The organism is Brevibacillus sp. FSL K6-0770, assembly GCF_038000275.1.
GTDB classification, from domain to species: Bacteria; Bacillota; Bacilli; order Brevibacillales; family Brevibacillaceae; genus Brevibacillus; species Brevibacillus parabrevis.
Genome location: NZ_JBBOBQ010000001.1, coordinates 5,563,368 through 5,581,439 on the forward strand (window position 1 = coordinate 5,563,368; position 18,072 = coordinate 5,581,439).

The window sequence follows — 18,072 nt, forward strand, 5'->3', positions numbered from 1 at the left end:
TTCAATGCCTGGCTCATCACTTTAATGATTGGCTGTCTCCGCCGCCTACGATGCCATCTCCGTCGGTGAAGACATGGTCGTTGACGATACTAATCATCCCGGCCTGATCGAGCTGTTCCAATACTTCAAACAAGCTTTCCCGCTTGCCTGCCGGGAGCTTGCGGATAAAGTTGTTGATTTCAGCAGGTTCCACATGCGTCCGAAAATGAACCCCGCCGTGTTTCACAAAATGATCCTGGGATTGCTCCTGTTCACGCGGATCTTCATTCATGAGTACCGCCCCTTCCGTCAGACAGTTTGGGTCGAGCCTCTTTAGTGTGCCGCTATCAGCGCAAACCATGACCAGTAAAAAAATCTTCTATCGGCAATCACCGGATCATCATGTTCACAATTTGCCTGAACGCAAACAGGGAAAGAGTGACGGCTCTTTCCCTGTTTGTTGACCCAGTGTACATGTACACAGATATGGAAATAAGTTTACCTGACTTCAATTCTGGTAACAATTGATTTCACAATTTGTTCACAGACCGTTCACGATTTCCAGCTTTAGGACAAATTTTGTTTTAATTCCTCCGTGGAATTATCGAACATGGCTGCATTATTTTCGATCAGCAATTTTTTCAAAGCAGCTTTTTCTTTGTCGCCAAGCTCGGTCAACATGATCCGGCGCTTCATGGAATAGTCCATACGATTCACATGATCCGCCAAAATTTTGTAGCCACGGCGCGCTTCCCGATCGATTTCCATGTAACAAGCAGTCGCCCCTGCGTAATACGGGCCATTTTCATTGCGGTCAACGGTTACCCACACCACCCAGTACGGCTTGCCGTTCGGTACTTCTTCTTTGTTCATCGTCCATTTGATGCCTTTTTCAATCGAGCTTTTTGCATGCAGCGCCCCCATGTCGATGTAGGCTTCATCTCCATCGATGATAACGGACGATACAGCTCCCAGATCGAGTACCCCTTGGCCGAATCCGCCGTGAACGTCCGTTTTGCCGCTCATGATGGTAAAGCCGCCTTTTTTGTTATCGAAAATATCCATTTACACGCCCTCCAGACACATATTCTCCTTTCTTTATTCTACTCGGAAACCTACAGTGACGCAATTTGCCCATGTGCCCGGTTATTTTTTTGCTTCGTGCCCCTCTGCTTCTTCGTCAAGCGGCTCCCCGTCCTCGGTCGGCTTTTTACGATATCGCTTCATGAGCTTGTCGAACAGCCACATGATCAAAGTCAGCAGCAACGCAGAGTGAATCGCCATCGCTGCCTTGATGATCAGGAGCGATCCCAGCATCGTATCGGAAGGCACGGCAATCATGTAGTACAAAAAACAGCCAAGAAACGCTGCGCCGAACGTCAACCATCCCCGAAATCCGTAAACCGCCCGCAGGTAGCCTGTTACAAGCAACCCGATAATCGGTCCGCCCAACTCAATCGAGTACATAAACGGGCCGAGGAGCAGCCAGATAAACAGATTGTCCATATTTTCGTCCTTCCTGCCTTAGGTGCTTTGGGCGCTCTACTTGGAAGTCTTGATCAAGCGTTTTTATGGATTCACAAATCCAGACTTCCGTCTATTTATTCATTCATCTATTCATGTATCCCATTTTCAGCTTTCCTCCGGCGCTTCGTTTAAGCCATTTCCGTCCAGGCGATACCGTCTGCCACTTTCCCCATCTTCTTGTGAATCCTCGGACGAAAAGCGCTTGATGAAAAGCTTCGTCGCTGGCTCGTTTGAAGCTGGCGTTGGAGGTTCAAATTCCAGTTCTTCTTGATCGAGCACATGGATTACGACGATGTTGCCATGGTATTCAATCGACAAATCTTCCACCACTTCTTTTGCATTCGCATCGAGCTTGATCGACTTTCCATTTTTCAGCAACGTCAACTCTGGAAAGGTCCCGTCTTCCTTGGAAATAATGTAGTACAAATACTTGGCGCTTTTGCCCCCAAGCTGGTTGCGTAGACCAGGCTGAACTTCCTCGTTGCCCTTCAGCAATTGCGTCACTTGTTTCATGACTTCCGGATTGGCAGGCAGCTTGGCATGTTCGCCAGCTACATAGTACCTTTTTTTCATATCCTTTTGAGCATAGTTCGCGCTGATGTACGGAACGGTGCCATCTCCAAGACCATTGTCGTAATAAGGGACCCATTCATTGTGGTACGCATCAAAGTAGTAGCCGAGAAACGTAGTTTGACCCGTACCAACAATCGCATACTGGGGTACATTGATCGTCTTTTTGTCCCACTTTTCATGGAGTGCTCCTCCCTGCTTGACCAGCGGAGTGTAGTCGAGACGAATTTTTTTATCTTGCAAAAAGTCTTGATAGCTGTAAGGTTCGTTGCGATTTTTCTTCAAGAAACCTACCGTTTCAAAGTACTTTTTGGAAGGCAGCAGTTCATAAACAGCCGGTGCGTATTCCGAGATGATTTTTCCTGTCTCTTCATCCAGCCATGGGATGGAAAAGTTGTACCCGTATTTGATTGCCTGATACGCTCGCGGAGAGCCGAGAAATGGCGTTCCCATGTAGACAATGCGCTTGACTTTTGACTGGTACGACACATTTGAGAGCAACGTTTCCCTCGTAAGTAAACCACCCATGCTGTGCGCGACCAGCTGAACTTGCCTCGCCCCCGATCGTTCCAGCGCAGTATCTATTTTTTGTTTGAGGAAAGCTGCGTTTTTCGTGCTGCTGTATCGCCAGTCATACGGCATCGCAAAGATAGTCTTGTGCTTTTTGTAGCCAGCTCTCTCCAATTCTTTGACCATGCTGTAATACTGTTCGGTCATGTCACGCACAGGGCTCAGCGGAGAGTAAGAGAGATACTCAATCGCGCTGAATCCTTCATCGTCAGGTTCTGGATAGATGGATGCTCCCGCCTGCCGTGGGCGCACTTCTACGCTGTTTGTTGTCGTCGGCTCCAACGACAGCAAGCGCCGATGTCTGGGGTCATTGATTCCGACCAAACTGTCTCCAAGACCAAGCCATATTTCCGAAGCTTGACCGCCCTCCTCGGCCATGAGGCGTGACCCGCCAATTCCCGGAATCAATATGACCGGAATGGTCTTTGCTGCTATCTCCAGCTTGTAAGAATTAGGCGTGAAATCGGATCGCTTGCTCGCCATGACTTTAATGATGTAGTTGCCCGGATCGACGTTCATGATGATTTGTTCGTTGGCATTCCTCGGCTTCTCTGATCGGGACAGTACCTTCCCCTGCTCGTCCTGTACATACAAGTCGATGTCCATCCCGGCCGGAATTTCTTTGAGATCAATGGTAAAAGTCGAGGCAAGCGAGAACGAGTAGCGATAATAATCGACGTCCGTACTGGCGTGCAAATTTCCGTCCACAGAAGCTGTAAAATTGGCTGGCAGCTCGTACGCTTCTTCGAGCGTATTGTTCGGCTCGTACTCGTCCACTTTTGCTTCTGTCTGATCAGCCAGAAAATCCACCCGCAGTCGATAGTAAAAATCTTTATGGTGTGACTCCATATGTCCTTTTACCATGACATAGTACCACTGGTCTTTTTCCAGGCCGATTCCTTCCACACTTTCATCGTGCTCTCCCGCAAGTTCAGAACGCCCCAGCTCGTTATGCTCATTGTCAAATACGTATACGTGATAGTCCTGGCCCGGAGGAACCTCACGCAAGGAAACATTCATTCGTCCATGCTTCGTGCCTTTTACTTTCCAGTAATCGACGTCGCCTGCTGTGCCAATTTTCCCCCTGCCATCCTTGGCGTCAAACAGCCAATCCGCTTTTTCCTTGGTATTGTTAGGCTCCAGTTCAAAAATCACTTCTCTGCTGCGCAATTCGGCTTCTTGTGGCTTGTCGCTTTCGGCAAAATCTTTGTAAAACGCTTGTGCCAGCTCAGCCAGTGACCTATCAGAAACGTCTGTGTCCGGCTCCTCTATCTCTGACTCATCCGGTTCTCCAGTCTGGTGCATCTCAGCTTCTTCTGACGCGGGGATTAACTCCAGCAGGTCTTTCCCGTCCTCAACGTACTTGTCCCAAGGTGCACGCCTCACCTCCAACGCAGCCTCGTAAGATACATCTAGATCAGTCAAATCCAGTTGCCAGCTTGCCAACAACTCTTCGTCGTCCCGATCTGTCAGACTGATGATCAGCGGGCGATTGCCAGCAGGCTTAACAACAGCGGAAATGCGATCATCGTTGCGGAAGGCCCGGCTTTTTCGCTCCCCTTCCTGAACGACAGCCAGCTCGACCTGCTCTGAAGCTGCTGACAATTGCGCCTGAAAGTGTATCTCTCCCTCTTCCACCCAAGCCCACGCCGTTTCAACGAATAAACGATGCTCTTTTGCCCACCCGGTTCCGCCAGCATTCACCCAGCATATCGCAAGCATAATCAACAAATAGAACAGGCGCTTGGCCGTTGTCATCATCGCGATCCCCCTTGTCTTCTTTCTACTTCAAACAGTAAAAAAAGACAGATAAGGGCTGCAAATATATTTACTGAGTGCTGTGGTTGCGGACACCTTGGCGTTCCCAAGCGTTGGCAATGATTCGGAAAGGCACCCGGTAATCTGCATGCTCATGACCTTGCCCTGTCGTTTTGTTCCAGTAGGAAAAACCTTTGTTCACCCCAAACCGGAACTGAACCTGGTAGTAAACCGCATAAGAAGCCCCTTTTTCAAATCCGTACTGCTTGTCTCCCATCAAAGGAGTATCTACCCCTGTCTCACGCTGCCCCAACTTGGCAACCGCATAGGAAGGACCACCCCATCGCTGGCTGGAAATAGCGCGCAAATCGAGCAAAGACTGCAATAACGTCTGCCTTCGTCCAGTCTCAGATATCCACGCCTTGGCCGAGGCGATGAGGGGAAACTGTCCGCTGACCGGGTGACGATGTCGATCCTGCAGCTCCACGCGCGCCAAGATCCGCTCTCCAGCGTAAAAATCGAGAGGTGTACTGTCCGGATAGCGGTCACGCCCGTGGTACTCAGCCCATTCGGCTGTATGAAGGACAGAGCTTGTCGCATTCGGTTCAAACACTTCAAAAAGCCGCTCTCCGCCTTTGACCGTGATCGTATAACGGCCTGTCATGGTGCTGCCGGCTTGTTGTGCCTCGCACGTCTCGTTGTCATCCTCGTCTTTGGTGCACACGTCATAGCTCAAGGCAAAGTCAATTTTATAGTTCATCGTGATGACAAAACCGTTAATTTCCGCTTTGTATTTCTGATTTTGCAATACTTGTCTCCATGTCGTTTGAGTCGGAACGGTCGTCCCTGTATAAACAAACTCCCCACCCATGGAAGTGCTGGCAACCTGCCATTGTTCAGGTACGCCGGGTCCCGTTACTTGCAAATCCAACATGGCAGGTGTGTAGACAGCCAAACGTTTTGCATCGGCGATCCAGCCCGGATTTGCTGTCACTTTGACGTTCTTGATTTCCTCTCCACTGACCGACTTTTCGAGCTGCTGCGTGTAATCTAATATTTTTTGATTGATTTGTTGCTGTGTCTTTTGATAGCCTTCATTGATTTTCGTCTGATCAATCACGACGCGAATTTTGGCTGGCTCTCTCTCCCATACGCCATCGGCATGCACCGGAAGCTTTTGCAATTGACGTCCATCGCTGTCGTAAATCTCCAGTCCGATCTCCCCGCCTTCGTAATCCTCTCCGCCTCCCGGGGGCTGCGGAATGTTTCCGCCGACGATTTTTACAGGCCATTTTGCCCGGTTGTCTGCCCAGTTCATTTCATTTTCCGGCTGATTTTGGGCCGGGTTCAAATGGGCAATAAAATCCTCGGATTTTTGCGGGTATTGCGTTGGAACCTTGATCGTACGCACCTCGCCCGGCTTAAATCCGTCTACATCGAGCATCGTTTCTTTTGCCGAGCTGTCCCATCTCACTGCCAGCTTTGTATCATGCTTGAGTTTGCCTGCATTTTTAATTTGAAACGTAATGACGCCTGTTGTCCCAGCTGCTTGCGGCTGTTTGGGAGCAATCGCGAAACTCTCTTTGAGAATGAGCAAATTTTCCTTGTCGGTCGTATCCGCTCCTTCAATCTCAATGAAAATATAACCGTCACACGTCTCGTTGGACTCGCCATAAAACGCCACCATGTACAAACCTGGCAACACTTCGTCTGTCACATCATCATCCGGGAGACGTATCCAGTGACTTTCAACCGGAAGCTTATCAGAAGGCAAGCTCCGGCCGTCCCGCGAAAACTTCCACTCCAAAGAAACCGGGTCCAGCCATTGCGTGTTCATTTTCGTGTCCTCGGATGTAAACAACATCAGATCGTACCGCTTGTCAGGAAAATCAGACGCTTGAAGCCGAATGGTTTCCCCACGCTGTATCGGCCTTGTCCATGCCTCTTGACCAGAGAGCGTTTCCATACTGATCAGCATTTTATAACATCTGCCATAGCCTTGAACAGTAAAGACAAATTCACGGATGCATCCGGTTTCGGAAATGAAAACCAGTTTGATTTGCTCTCCCACTTCGATGTCTTCGGGCAGCACAACGGCTTGCTGCTCACTCGCCCCTAGTTTTTGGCCGAGCGGCTTTCTCTCATTGTTTCTCTCCACATACCAGGTTCCCGCGCTGCTGGCAGCCACTCGCATGTGAGTCTGGTATCCTTCTGGCGTCAGCGTAAAGTTTTCTTTGTAAAACGGAATGAATTTGAAATCAGAAAAGCTCTCCCCGCCCGGCGGGAACTGCGAAGGTTGCTCCCCGTATCTTTTGAAACGTATTCGTTCCTGTTCAGCGATTGAGCAGCTGATGTCGCGAATTTTGATCGTAATTTGCCAGTCGCACTCCGGCCTGTCTCTCCAGAGTGCCTGATTATAGTTCAGTTTCACGCGATATGTTTTTCCCTTGTCCAAAGTCACACCCTCGCCAACCTCATCTGTATAGGGAAGCCGAAATGTATCGGAATTATAAGTAACCCATCCTGCGCGGTCGCCCTTGTCTCGCCTGGGCAATGTCTCGACAGTCCCGTCAGGCTTTGTCACATCCCATAAAATGGACGCCGGGTTGACTTCTCCGGCTGCGTCCCGATAAGTGGACTTGAACCTGATCTCCTCTCCCGGAGACAATTCAATGGTTGCACCGCTTTGCAGCACTTTGCCGTTCACCATAACGATTGGGCATTGATCGACTCCCTGACCCCCTCTTTTGACGGCAATGCTTTTTTCCCAACATTCTGTTTTGTCTTCGCTCGTATAGGCAATTTTGAATGTGCCAGATTCAGGCGCTTCCGTGATGCCAACTTTGCGATTGTTGCCACTTCCCGTTTGCATAGTGACACCATTTTTCGTAAACGAACCAGGCTTTTTCGCCGTGGCGATAATCGTGGCATACTTCTCGACAGTGATAGTCTCTCCCTGATCGGCTACCCGCAGCAGCTCTCTGACTGTCTTCTCTTCTTCAATGCGCAAGTCCATCGTCGTGCGTTTGCAGCCGGAGGGCTCCGGGTCAACGGGAGGCTTCGGGTCGATCGGCGACGCGTCTCCTACTGTGAATTGGTACGTGTAAGGAGTCGATACGTTGATGCTGGGCGAGCCTTGACGGGAGCGGTGGTGCCTGTCGGTTATCGTCAGTGTTACCTCGTAGAGACCCGCTTCCACTGGCTTGTATTGGTAGCTGTTTGTCCATACAAATGGCTTCGGGGTGCTAGTTTCGCTTACAACAGGCACGTACCCGCTCTGATCGCGAATTTCTTCGTTGCTCACAAAGGAGTGGTAACCTCGCCCGGTAGTTTTGTTGACAACGGACAAACTCCAAACAAGAATGCCACGGTCATAGTAAGAATAGTCCGTGGCATTCGCCGAAATGGTCACCTGTTCGTTGACCTCGTATTTGGTTTTGTTAGTGCTGACTTGTCCAGTCGGTTGAGAGGTGGTGCGGAAATGGCCTACGGATATGTAGCCATTCCCGTTTGGTTCGAGATTGTCTCCAATGGTGTAGCCAGCTCCGCCGGAGGCTGTGGCTAGTTCGGCTAGGTTGTAGGCTTGGTAGGGTTCAGCTTTGAAGTTGGAAATGTTTATAACTTCCTTGCTATTCACGTTTGCTTTACCACTAAGTATGTAGCTATTATTTCCATTAAGCTTTGAAATCCAATACACTGCCTCATCCCTATCAACGAAATACCAGCCTTTATCTGCCTTTTTATCAGTATCCGCAAATCCTAGCACTTGTTGCACATCTACTTGTCTATCAACTTCTACTTTTGATATCGTTGCACCAAGCGTCCCATTTATTGTAGAAATCGACATTAGATCATACCCATTTTTGGGGTATAGCTCCTTGTATTCATCGACAATCGCGACTTTTATATGATGTAAATTCAAGGCCGCTTCAGTAGACATATGAGTTCCTAAGATTTCCAAAAAAATGCATAAAGAAAATACTAATAACAGGATTTTCCTATACTTATAGTAAATACTTTGCATTTTTTGACCTCATTTAGTGATAAAATTTTTGTGTTTTATTTTCGGGTTGTAGAACTGGCAATTCGGGATACCAATAAACTCCTGCAACGCTAGAATCCAGTAGATTTACTACTTGGAAGGAAAGCGACTCTACTATTGTAGTAGAGATAGAAAATGATTCGTTATTCAAAAAACCGCTTCTCCCATCATCTTTTGTAATAAAAACGGCTCTGATCATAAAATCCCCATCCCCTTTCGGCACCTTCCCCACAATATTGCCATTAACAATCTTCAAACTCCTATGAAACTCCTCAGCATACTTCGCCCCCTGCTCCAGTTGCCACTTATCCGTCCACAAATACCGCAAAATCTCCGCCGCATCCCCCCGCAATACGGGCAAGTCCTCCCTGAACTTGGGCTGCCCGCTTGGTGCCGCCTTCATCCAGCCCCAAGTAATCAATGCACCAGTATTGGACAAATTCGGATTTTTCTCCCCCCGAAACGGCTTCCACGCATTAAACACCAGCAGCGCCGCCTCTTCCTTCGTCAACAGCTTGTTCGGATTGACGGGCACATTCGCCAAAATGCCTGCCTTTTGTGCGCGCTCGTAGATGTCTTTGGCCCAATGGCCCGCAGCGAGTGCTGGCACAGACTCTTTTTCGCTTACTTGCCGGATCGCTACCAGACTGGCTACAAATTGCGATTGGGTAACAGTTTGCTCAGGGTGAAACTTTCCGTCGGGATACTTCCAGAGGTAGCCTTTTTGCAGGCCGTGCGAAATGGCATCTTTGGCGGGATGATTGGCATAATCAGAGGCAGGTGCGGATTTTGCTGCTGCTTCCGCTACATGTAGACGAAGAACTTCGCTTTCGCTGCCACCGTTTTGCACCACCGCGATCCCCACTAACAACAGACTTGTCCACAACGTTTTTCCAATCAGTTTCACGCCTATCCCCTCCCTATTACCAGACATTTTACCTATTTTATCCATTTATCGAAAGATCCCGCTCCAGGTTTCTTTGCAAAAAGCTTCGCAGCAACGCCTCCGGCACGTCCCCCTCCAGCTTGTCGATGACCCGCTCCCCGTCTACGATAAAAACCGTGGGCGTCGCCTGCGCTCCCAAACGCATGGCTTCATCCAACTCCCGGTCCCTCTGGATGTCCAGTCGTGCCACCCATTCCTGTGGATAATCTTTTGCCACCTTTTCAAACGTGGGCGTAAACGTTGTGCAATATCCACAACTGTTGCTGAAAACGTAGATAATCTTCGCTTCCTTCGTCCCAAACCCACTAGCCCATCCAATCAACGCGCCAAGCAAAATAGCGCCGCCAAGCACACTCCACCACCATCCGTGCCGAACTCTCTTCATTTTCTTCGCTCCCTCCACACGGGCTAAATTGAAAACGGACTGACTATGTTTTTGTCAAAGAACGATGCCCGTATTATGCGGCGTCATTGTGAGACAAAAAAAGCCGACCCGCTTTGTGGTCGACTTGACAGACAGTTCCCTGATTTAAAAACCCGCGAAAAAAGACAAAAAAAAATGACGTACCACAACTGTTGGAAGTTCGTACGCCGTGCTGGTTCGTTTATGCAAAACATTTTACATCAGTTCAATTCCGTGCCGTCTCCGTGCATCAAAGAACGCAGTTCCTCGATAAAAGCCTGTCCCTTCCGGATTTCTTCCTCGGAATAGCGCTGTTTGCTCTTAAAAGTAAAAATTTTGCCCTTCATTTCTTCGTAGGGCAAATGGTTGAAGTACAAGATAGTGGATACCAGTTCAAGAAAACGGGAGTTCTCTTCGTTCATGCGCAAGATGGCTCGCTCTCCCAAGCCAAAGTCGACCTCGTGAAACCGGAGGAAATCTCGCCCCGTTTCGTTAAGCGAGTAGCGGTACATGTGAATGGCGCCCTTGCTCTCCACCTGCTCATCCAGAAGCCCCATGTTGCACAACTCATCTACCCTGAGTGTCAGCTCTTCCGAATACGGACCGTACATGTGAAACTCGTAGCGCTCATCGAAATCCATCTCCAGATGTTTTCCTATGTACACCATTTTCTGCAATTTTTTTCGCCCGCTCACTTCGCCGACAATTTCGATCAGACGAATGATCTTGGCGTGACGATTAAGCATCCTCCATCACTCCCAGACGTTCTCGAATCTTCCGGGATAGCTCCCCCGGCAAAGCCATGACTTTATCCAATGGAAAGTACAATTTGTAGTCAAATCGGCGCTTTCCGCTAATGGCCTGTACAATCTCAGACTTCTGCGACAGTTCTACCAGCTCGCCGGAAGGCATCTGGAGCATGATCGGAATCCGCTCCTCTTCTTCTCCGGCACGGTAAAAATCATACGGAAGATCGGAGGTCGTGTCTACCTCCAAATAATACATCGGGTCGATCCCTGCCTCAATGAACTGTTCTTTCAGTTCTGCCAGCAAGCGAAAATCTCTTGGATTATATTCGACGTATTTGAAGAGATTCCTGTCCAAAAAACGGGCGCACAAATCTTTCAAAATAGCGTCTTCTTCCTTGCGCCAAAGCTGCATGTAGAACAAAATCACCGATTCATCCAGCGCCAAATAATCGGCCACCTCCACCTTTTCCGTCAAAAAAGGAAGCAGCATGACAGGCTCCTGGGAAAACTTGTACCCTGTGGCAAACAGCCATTTGGCCCGCTGAAAAATTTTGCAAAGCACAACTTCCGCGCTGCGCGTCACCGGATGGAAATATACTTGCCAATACATTTGGTAGCGCGACATGATGTAGTCCTCAACCGCGTGCATGCCGCTGAACTTGAAAACAATGCCGTCCTCCTGCGGTCGCATGACTCGCAAAATGCGCTCGATCTCAAAGTTTCCGTAATTCACACCCGTGTAGTAGGCATCTCGCAGCAAATAGTCCATGCGGTCTGCGTCCAGCTGGCTGGAAATGAGGCTGACAATCAGCTTGTTGTCGTACGTTTTGTTGATCACTTCTGCCAGCTTTTTCGGGAACTCCTCATCGAAACGGCGCAAAATCCGGTTGATTTGCGTATCGCCGAGCAAAATTGCCCGCGTCCAGTCCTCGTGATGGTACTTGAACACCTTTTCAAAGGAATGCGAAAACGGCCCATGTCCGACATCGTGGAGCAAAGCAGCACACAAGCAGAGCAGCTTTTCCTCGTACGTCAGTTGAATCCGGCCTTCAAACGTCTCCAAAATTCGCCGCATCAGCTCGTACACGCCAAGCGAATGGTTAAACCGGCTGTGCTCTCCACCGTGAAAGGTAAAAAAGCTGGTGCCCAGTTGCTTGACCCGGCGCAGACGTTGAAATTCTGGCGAGTTGATCAAGTCCCATATGAATTTGTCCCGCACATGGACATAGCGGTGGACAGGGTCTTTGAATACCTTTTCTTCATGAAGAAGCTGGGGCTGTTGCATCCTGGACACTCCCTTCCTGTTTGCGTTCTCTCTCTATATTTCTCTGCGTACAGTATCGTCTCACTCTATCATATCACACGTCTGGACGTGTTTCTTGTCACAAGCAAACTCTTAAAAGAATCTGAAGAATGTGCCTTTAGTATAGACCAATCATTGGATAAATAGGAGGATTAAAGAAAATAATCTTGAACAATGTGAGGATCGCAACATGATGAAAAACGCTTTTCGCTTGATGTCCGCCAATCCGTTACCCGGCAGTTTGCTGCTGATTGTACTTTTGCTGCCGTTGATCGTCTCCTGGGGGCAATTCATCGAGTCAGGCTTTTGGCAAGAAACCGTATCCGTAACGCTCCTGTTCTGGCCAAAATCAGCGTGGAAGCTGGCTGTTCCACTCCCTGGCTGGTTTATTTTTGCTGTCTTTACGCTCGTATACACGCTGAGCATGATTCGTCTGGCACAAAAACGCAGCCTGGTCGAAGCGTTTCTGTTCATTCTGGCCGGATTTTTGCTGGCAAAAGCGGGCGGTGCGACATTTCAGGCAATCAGCGGTTGGTCGAAACTACAGCCAATCGGCTCACAGGAGCTGGCAGGCAAAGCAAACCTGCTCGTGTTTGCCACCTGGCACAATCCTCTGTGGGAAGAGCTGGTCTTTCGCGGCATCCCGTTGCTGTTGCTCGCCCTCCTCTATTCCCGAAAAGAGTGGCCCGGGTATGCCAAATGGCTTTACCTCATCGTTCCGTCGCTCCTGTTCGCTTGTTATCACGTGCCCGGGCATGGACTCGGCACCCTGTTTGAATCTTTTCTGATCGGAGTCCTTTGGGCCTTTGCCGCCTTGCGCTGGGGGTTAGGCGCGCCGATCGTCCTGCACATTTTTGCAGATGCCATGCTAGTCCCGACGTTGCCACTGATGAAAAACATGCCGTTGCATGAAATTCCCTGGCTAGTAGAGTACGGCTGGCTGTTCCAGTCGCTTTCCGCTCTTTGCGCACTCTTGCTGGCCGTGTCGATTCCAATGCTTTTGTTCAGCGGTTGGCGCAGAGCGAAAAGGACACAGGCATCTGAGCTATAACCGATGCCCTCCTGCCCCGCTTGCTTTTGCTTTTGCACGCTTCATAAAAAAAGCAGCGGCACGCTCTTCGCCCAATCGCGCGAGAGACTGCCGCTGCTGTTATTTCCTTACATCATTTCTGCCTCCGGACCGTACAAGTCCGGACGTTTTGCCGCTTTTTTCGCCTGCTTTTTCAATTTGCGCTGAGTCAATACCGTGTAGAAGGACGGCACGACAATCAGTGTCAAAAGCGTTGAGAACAACAGGCCGGAAATGATCGTCACCGCGAGCGGCTTGAACAGGACGTCACCGGAAATAGCCAGTGGCATGAGGCCAGCTACGGCGGTAAACGAGGTCAACAAAATCGGTCTCAATCGTGCCTCGCCTGCTGAAATGACCGCTTGCTTCAACTCTACCCCCGCGTGGCGCGCCTCTTCGATGAACTCGATGAACACGATGCCGTTGCGCACGACGATTCCCGACAGCGAAATCACGCCCATCATCGTCATGAAGCCGAGCGGCGTTTGCGTCACGAACAATCCAATCAGACTGCCTGCGACCGCCAAGTAGACGGTACTCATCACCAGCACCGGAATCGTCAGCGAGTAAAACTGCATCGCAATCAAAATCAGGATCAGGAATACTACGATAATGGAGAGTTTGCCCATATCGATAAAGATGTCCGTCTGCTCGGAAGTTTCTCCGCCGATGTCGATGCGATAGCCTTCTGGCAAAGACATGCTGTTGAGCAAAGGCTGGATTTCCGTCATCACTTCTGTAGCCGTGCGATTTTTCACATCGGCCGAGATCGTAACGCTGCGCGACAAATCGCGGTGCGGGATCGCCTGTGTGCTGAACGTAGGCTTAACTTCTGCAAGCTGCGACAGCGGAATCAGCTCGCCGCGCGCATTGGCGATGCTGAGTCGTTGGAACAACAGCGCCGGGTCTTCGTTGCCTTTTTGCAGGAACATCTTGATGTCGACAAGCTCATCGCCCGTGTCAAACTCGCTGACGGTAATGCCTTCGCTGACCAGTCGCAGCGTCGTGGACAAATCGGTGTAATTGACCAATTTTTGCTCCATCAGCTCTTTGTTGACGACAAATTCGAGCGTGTAGCGCTCTACGCCGAAATTATCCTGCACGTCAAAAGTTCCGGAAATCCCCGCGACCTTGTCTTTGATTTGCGCAGACAGGGAACGGAGCGTTTCAATATCTTCGCCGTAGACGCGGATGACTACCGGCTTGCCGACAGGCGGCCCCGCCTCTAACTGCTTAGGCAAGACAGTCGCTTCCGGGTACAGCTTCTTGAACTCTTCTGTCCAAGGCTCCAATATGGTTTCAACTTTCGTTTCTTTCTCATTGAAATGCACGACGAGCTGACCGACAGTGATACCGCTTCCCGCATCGGTATCTCCACCAAACATCTTCGGTGCGCTGCTCCCGGCATAGGAAGCGACAGATTCAATGCCATGCTGCTTCATAGCCCAATCGGATACGCCGCGCACGACTCGGTCCGTCTCTTCCAGACTGCTTCCCACTGGCATGCGAATATCGACCAAAAATTGCGGACGGTCATCGTTCGGGAACAACTGGACAGGCGTAAGCGGAACCAAACCGTAAGCAGCCGTCCCGATCAAAACGCCAATCATCCCGGCCATAAGCGGACGCTTGAGAATTTTGGGCATCAGCTTGCCGGCGTACCAGCCTGTCAGCTGTGTCAGTTGCTTGCCCAACAGTCCAGCCGGTTTGCGGTATCCTTCGACACCTGATTTTCGCCGCGTCTCGTACCACTGACGGAAAATCGGGATAATGGTCAAAGACATCACCATGGACGCGAGCATCGTCAATGAAATAATCGCGGGTACAGGGCGAATGAATTGACCTGCGTTCCCATTCAAAAACATCAGCGGAGCAAAGGAAGCAATCGTCGCCAAAGTCGCCGTTACGATGGAAATGGACACTTCCTTGGCGCCGTTGACCGCTGCTGCCAGCGGCTTTTCGCCCAACACGGACAGGCGGCGTTCGATGTTGTCATTGACCACCACAGCATCATCGACCAAAATCCCGAGCACGATGATGAGTGAGACAATCGAAATCATGTTCATCGTGATTCCCAGCGACGGCAGGAACAAAAGCCCTACTGCCAGCGAGATCGGGATCGCCAATGCCACGACGAACGAAGTGATCAGATTCAGTCCCAATGTGCAGACCAGCAAGACGGCAATCACGGCGATAATCATTTCCCGGGTAAGATCGCTGAACAGCTCATCTACGCGCTCATTTTGGCTGTAGATCGAATGTCTTTCCGCCCCAGCCGGAAGTGATTTGTCCAAAGTCAGCATCATTTCGTCCACGCGCTTTTGCAGCGATGGCACGTCGCTTCCTGTCTCCGCGTTGATGCTTACGGAGATAGATGGCTTGCCGTTGTAGTAAGACGTCGTTTTGACCGTCTCTGTCGTCATTTTGGCCTGGCCGATGTCCTTCAAATAAATCGGAAAGCCTTCCGGTGTGCGGGCAATCAACACTTTGTTCAGCTCATCGACATTTGCATTTTCGGCCAGTTTCAACTGATACGTACGTTTGTCTGTGGTCAAATCGCCGAGCGGAATTTTTTCATTTTCCTGTTTGACGGCCATCATTACCTGGCCCCACGTAATTCCGAACTGGCTGAGCTTTTGCGTATCGACCTCGATGCGAACCTCTTGCTTCGGCAAGCCTTCCACCTGGACATCTGCCACGTTCGGAATGGTCCGCAGTTGTTCTTTCCACGATTTGAACATGTCACGCATGCTGTACAGCTGCTCCTGCGTATCCGCTGTAACGGCAAACGTCTGGACAAATGTGCGATTCAAGTCGTCGTTGATGATCGGCTGTTTGGCGTCCGCTGGAAGGTCCGCCTCAGCGTCCTTTACCTTTTTGCGCAGCTCATCCCATTTTTGCTTCGGGTCAACGTCGCTTTTCGCTTCCACGATGATAAAAGAAACGCCAAGCGAAGAAGTCGAGGATACGTAGTTCAAGCCTTGAAGCTCGTTGATTTTTTCTTCCAGCTTTTTGGTAACGGTCTGCTCCACCTTTTCCGGCGAAGCTCCCGGGTAAATCGTCGTCACTGTAGCAAGATTGACGATAATATCAGGTGACTCTTGCTTGGGAAGCTGGAAAAAGCTGAGGAAGCCAACCAGCACCACCATAATGAAAAACAGCAGGGTGATCTTGCGCTTCGCAACGATGTACTTGATCACGGCTGCTTCCCTCCTGTCGCCTCAATCGGGTCTCCGTCAAACAAACGGTCGACACCTTTGACGATCAGTTGGTCCCCCTCTTTCAGCCCGCTCTTGATTTCCAGTTTGTCGCTTGCAATCTGTCCGATTTCCACTTTTGTTTTCAGTGCCTTCCCAGCAGCATCGACAAACACATGGGCGTCGTCTTTTCCTCTGCTGATGACTGACTCTACCGGAACATAGATGCCGACCTGTCCTTTGATCGTCTTGGTCGCCTTCACCACTTGCCCGGCAAACCAGTCATGCGCAGGGTTGGCAATTTGCACTTCTACACCGATTGTTCCCGTGCTCTGATTCGTAGCGGGGAAAATTTTCGTGACTTTGCCATCCCGTTTCTGGTCGTACAAGTCCAGCGAAACGACCTCGCCTTCCTTCCAGGTAGCTATCTCGCGGTCTGGTACGGGCAGCACGACTTTTAACGTATCGATATTGCCCACTTTATAAACCGGGGTGCCGGAGCCGACCAGGTTTCCGGCGGAAGTGAGCTTGGCGATGATCGTTCCATTGATCGGGGAACGAAGCTGTGTTTTGGCCAGTGTGCTGGCGGCTGCTTCCTTGGCAATCACAGCCTGGTTGTATGTAGCGCGGCTCAGTTCCTTGTCTTCCGAACGAGCGCCCTGTGTGACCAGCGAGTACGCCTGCTGGGCATTTTGCAAATCTTTTTGCGCGATCGTCAGTCCGTTTTGAGCCGTCTCAAACTCGCTTTGCGAGATTGCTTTTTGCTGATAGAGCTGTTCAATCCGCTTGAAATCATCCTGCATTTTTTGCAAGGCGACCGTTGCTTTTTCCACCAGCAAGCGCGCTTGAGTCACTTCCTGCTCTCTGGCTCCGTTGTTCACTTTGCTCAAAGTGGCCGCACTCTGTTGTACCGCGGCGTTGGAGGAAGCGACCTGGAGCGAATAATCCTGGGCATTTACGCGGGCCAACACCTCTCCGGCCTTGACCTTGTCGCCTTCGTTTCTGGCCATCTCGACAAGCCGCCCGCCTACCTCAAAAGAAACGACCGCTTCTTCCAAAGGCTCCAATGTTCCGGACAACTCGGTCACGGTTACTGCTTGCTCCTTTTTGACAGCCGCCACTACGACTTGTTTGACTTCCTTTTCCGGTGCTGCCGCAGGCTGCTGCTCACTGCATGCCGTCGTTGCGAGCAATCCAATCATCATTACAGATACAAGCCATTTTCTCATCATGACTTCCCCCGCTCCTATGTACCATCACACGATTTTGTATGTTTAGACCCTTCTGATTCCTTGCAGCAAAATTTCTGACGCATGTTCATACAATTGCTCTTCGTCGTCGATGATGGGCACATCGAGACCGACCCGATATTTAGCCATGAACGCATAAAAGAACGTCGAGATGAACATCAAGGCTGCCGTGCACGGATCAGACTTGGGCAAATGTCCCTGCTCCTGAAACTCGGTGAGCTTGTTGCCAAGCACTTCCACAGCCGTCATCGGCAGGCTGCTGAACAGCTTGACGACCTCCGGGTGATTATCCGCTTCGACGATGCAAATCATCAATATTTCTTTTCGCTCCACCAGCAAATGATAGTACGTCCTGGCATAAGTAATGAGCATCTCCTTGACGTTGGCAAACTCGCCCTGCAAGCCTTGCTCCAGTTGCTCCCGCACTTCGAGAATGTCTTTAAGAAGCTCCTCCAGTATCGCCACCTTTGTTTTGAAATGGCGAAAAATCGTCACTTCGTTGACTCCGGCCAACTCAGAAATTTTGCGGGTCGTTGCTCCTTTATAACCTTTTTGCGCCATTAACTGGCGGGCGGCAGACAAAATCCGTTCTCGTGTCTCTTGCTCCTCACCCCTCCCTCCAGAAACGTATTCGATATGGGGCTGATCCATAACGCACCTCCAAAGCCATGCAAGCAATTGCTTTCATTTTCCTATTTTTCCACGCACA

General features: G+C 50.2%; 13 protein-coding genes. 1 reads left to right on the forward strand and 12 read right to left on the reverse strand.

What is annotated here, in order from left to right; translation table 11 throughout:
* Nucleotides 1-16 precede the first annotated feature (16 nt).
* The 9 genes from NST23_RS26470 to NST23_RS26510 form a co-directional block, all read right to left on the reverse strand.
* A complete protein-coding gene (locus NST23_RS26470; protein ID WP_122962555.1) occupies nucleotides 17-271 on the reverse strand; it encodes a hypothetical protein in 255 nt (84 codons plus the stop codon).
* Nucleotides 272-546: 275 nt separating this feature from the next.
* Nucleotides 547-1,044 (reverse strand): YwhD family protein, encoded by a 498-nt coding sequence (locus NST23_RS26475; RefSeq protein WP_122962554.1) that lies wholly within the window; start codon nucleotides 1,042-1,044, stop codon nucleotides 547-549.
* A gap of 81 nt (nucleotides 1,045-1,125) precedes the next feature.
* Nucleotides 1,126-1,485, reverse strand: coding sequence for a hypothetical protein (locus NST23_RS26480; protein WP_242773861.1), 360 nt, complete (start codon nucleotides 1,483-1,485; stop codon nucleotides 1,126-1,128).
* Between the two features lie 126 nt (nucleotides 1,486-1,611).
* Nucleotides 1,612-4,407, reverse strand: coding sequence for a lipase/acyltransferase domain-containing protein (locus tag NST23_RS26485; protein ID WP_340964944.1), 2,796 nt, complete (start codon nucleotides 4,405-4,407; stop codon nucleotides 1,612-1,614).
* Between the two features lie 67 nt (nucleotides 4,408-4,474).
* Nucleotides 4,475-8,041, reverse strand: coding sequence for an ABC transporter permease (locus NST23_RS26490; RefSeq protein WP_340964946.1), 3,567 nt, complete (start codon nucleotides 8,039-8,041; stop codon nucleotides 4,475-4,477).
* Between the two features lie 400 nt (nucleotides 8,042-8,441).
* Nucleotides 8,442-9,353 carry an S-layer homology domain-containing protein gene (locus tag NST23_RS26495; RefSeq protein ID WP_340964947.1) on the reverse strand — a complete coding sequence of 304 codons (912 nt, stop codon included), beginning with the start codon at nucleotides 9,351-9,353 and terminating at the stop codon, nucleotides 8,442-8,444.
* 37 nt (nucleotides 9,354-9,390) lie between these two features.
* Complete coding sequence (locus tag NST23_RS26500; protein ID WP_280648657.1) at nucleotides 9,391-9,777, reverse strand: thioredoxin family protein; 387 nt, start codon at nucleotides 9,775-9,777, stop codon at nucleotides 9,391-9,393.
* Nucleotides 9,778-10,016: 239 nt separating this feature from the next.
* The gene (locus NST23_RS26505) at nucleotides 10,017-10,541 is read right to left on the reverse strand and encodes a YwgA family protein (RefSeq protein ID WP_063228939.1); all 525 of its coding nucleotides are present in this window, start codon (nucleotides 10,539-10,541) and stop codon (nucleotides 10,017-10,019) included.
* On the reverse strand, nucleotides 10,534-11,829 hold the full coding sequence (locus NST23_RS26510) for an HD domain-containing protein (RefSeq protein WP_063228938.1): 1,296 nt from the start codon (nucleotides 11,827-11,829) through the stop codon (nucleotides 10,534-10,536). Before NST23_RS26510 ends, NST23_RS26505 begins: the two co-directional genes overlap by 8 nt.
* A gap of 208 nt (nucleotides 11,830-12,037) precedes the next feature.
* Here NST23_RS26510 and NST23_RS26515 point away from each other — a divergent pair, with 208 nt between their 5' ends.
* On the forward strand, nucleotides 12,038-12,898 hold the full coding sequence (locus tag NST23_RS26515) for a CPBP family intramembrane glutamic endopeptidase (protein ID WP_173599044.1): 861 nt from the start codon (nucleotides 12,038-12,040) through the stop codon (nucleotides 12,896-12,898).
* Nucleotides 12,899-13,005: 107 nt separating this feature from the next.
* Here the strand turns inward: NST23_RS26515 and NST23_RS26520 are convergent, their stop codons facing one another.
* The 3 genes from NST23_RS26520 to NST23_RS26530 are packed head-to-tail and all read right to left on the reverse strand — an operon-like array spanning nucleotide 13,006 to nucleotide 18,014.
* Nucleotides 13,006-16,116, reverse strand: coding sequence for an efflux RND transporter permease subunit (locus NST23_RS26520; RefSeq protein ID WP_173596347.1), 3,111 nt, complete (start codon nucleotides 16,114-16,116; stop codon nucleotides 13,006-13,008).
* On the reverse strand, nucleotides 16,113-17,345 hold the full coding sequence (locus tag NST23_RS26525; RefSeq protein WP_122962548.1) for an efflux RND transporter periplasmic adaptor subunit: 1,233 nt from the start codon (nucleotides 17,343-17,345) through the stop codon (nucleotides 16,113-16,115). Before NST23_RS26525 ends, NST23_RS26520 begins: the two co-directional genes overlap by 4 nt.
* A gap of 42 nt (nucleotides 17,346-17,387) precedes the next feature.
* On the reverse strand, nucleotides 17,388-18,014 hold the full coding sequence (locus NST23_RS26530) for a TetR/AcrR family transcriptional regulator (RefSeq protein WP_063228934.1): 627 nt from the start codon (nucleotides 18,012-18,014) through the stop codon (nucleotides 17,388-17,390).
* Between the last annotated feature and the right edge of the window lie 58 nt (nucleotides 18,015-18,072).

Coding starts and splice junctions, on each gene's coding strand:
- NST23_RS26530 (WP_063228934.1), bottom strand. CDS start 18,014: ATGGATCAGCCCCATATCGAATACGTTTCTGGAGGGAGGGGTGAGGAG.
- NST23_RS26470 (WP_122962555.1), bottom strand. CDS start 271: ATGAATGAAGATCCGCGTGAACAGGAGCAATCCCAGGATCATTTTGTG.
- NST23_RS26515 (WP_173599044.1), top strand. CDS start 12,038: ATGATGAAAAACGCTTTTCGCTTGATGTCCGCCAATCCGTTACCCGGC.
- NST23_RS26505 (WP_063228939.1), bottom strand. CDS start 10,541: ATGCTTAATCGTCACGCCAAGATCATTCGTCTGATCGAAATTGTCGGC.
- NST23_RS26480 (WP_242773861.1), bottom strand. CDS start 1,485: ATGGACAATCTGTTTATCTGGCTGCTCCTCGGCCCGTTTATGTACTCG.
- NST23_RS26525 (WP_122962548.1), bottom strand. CDS start 17,345: ATGATGAGAAAATGGCTTGTATCTGTAATGATGATTGGATTGCTCGCA.
- NST23_RS26475 (WP_122962554.1), bottom strand. CDS start 1,044: ATGGATATTTTCGATAACAAAAAAGGCGGCTTTACCATCATGAGCGGC.
- NST23_RS26500 (WP_280648657.1), bottom strand. CDS start 9,777: ATGAAGAGAGTTCGGCACGGATGGTGGTGGAGTGTGCTTGGCGGCGCT.
- NST23_RS26485 (WP_340964944.1), bottom strand. CDS start 4,407: ATGATGACAACGGCCAAGCGCCTGTTCTATTTGTTGATTATGCTTGCG.
- NST23_RS26510 (WP_063228938.1), bottom strand. CDS start 11,829: ATGCAACAGCCCCAGCTTCTTCATGAAGAAAAGGTATTCAAAGACCCT.